At 44.5% G+C, this 1073-nt stretch carries 1 protein-coding gene and 1 pseudogene; both read right to left on the bottom strand.

Annotation, left to right across the window (positions count from 1 at the left end; translation table 11 throughout):
* A pseudogene (locus F6K49_RS52310) lies at positions 1 to 336 on the bottom strand (protein tyrosine kinase); the annotation flags it as partial.
* A gap of 425 nt (positions 337 to 761) precedes the next feature.
* A partial coding sequence (locus F6K49_RS52305; RefSeq protein WP_293110966.1) for a glycosyltransferase occupies positions 762 to 1073 on the bottom strand: 312 nt, incomplete at its 5' end.

The following is a 1073-nucleotide window of genomic DNA, read 5'->3' as shown; positions in this document are numbered from 1 at the left end:
GTCGAAACTTTTAGTTGGAGCAGCAATGCTATGTACCCCGGGTTTTGCCTGCAACTCCAACGGATCTTCACCAGATATGGGTTCGAGTAACAGCTGGAATTTGCCTTCATAGATCGGAACTGCACTTAAGGTTTTGGCAATAATTCCGGATGTCACAGTAAGGGCCACCCCTGCCATCAAGACAGCTCGACGACGAGCAGCAGCTAATATACGACGCAGATCGAGTTTGCTGGCTTCCAACTCATAGGCTCCTCCTGTTAGTTGTGGAGAAGATCGATACTGCTGTTGACCACTATGCTTAGATAGGGATGGCTTATAAGCTCCTTGGGAACCCATAATTCAAGTTCTTCTTGCTACTTGGGGATTGGGAATTGGAGATTGGATAACTGGTAGGATGCATAAACCCTAGTTACATGCTAGTTACAGGAACATCGGGAATGATTAGCCTGGTTTTGTGATCAATATCGATTAGCCCGAAGGGCTACGCTACGCGAACAGCAATAACCTTTTATTTTCCTTGCTTGAAGGTCAAAACAAGAAATTTAATGTAACATCATTCCGGACTCACGAAGCAATCGCTTGCCAACATATAGGATATCCAATTTACCAAACTTTCCCAATTTACAGATACAAGAGTTATCCCACCCATCAGGATGAATAGAATTAAGCAAAAAGGCAAAAGGAATAGTAGCGTCGTAACTTTGTCCTTTAACCTTTAATATCTATCCTGATTGCCAGGGGATGAATGTGCCCAATAGATTTTAGGCACTAGTTGTTGCCAAATTCTCTGATTTGGCTTCCAGCAAGCTCTCATAGAGCTGACTCAGTTGATGGGCAACACCATTCCAGCTAAACATATTTTCTACCCTTGCTCTTGCCCCTAAGCCAAGTTGATTTTTCCAGTCGTGATCCGAGAGAATCCGATCGATAGCAGCTGCAAAAGCACCAGCATCTTTGGGTGGTGCCAGTAAGCCAGTTTCTTCAGATACAACGGTAAACTGAAGACCACCGACATCACTAGCTACTACAGGGGTGGCACTAGCCATGGCTTCGATGGCAACTAAACCAAAAGG

It is taken from the genome of Moorena sp. SIO3I6, assembly GCF_010672095.1.
The sequence above is the reverse complement of the archived record's forward strand: the minus strand, read 5'-3'. Positions and strand labels throughout refer to the sequence as shown.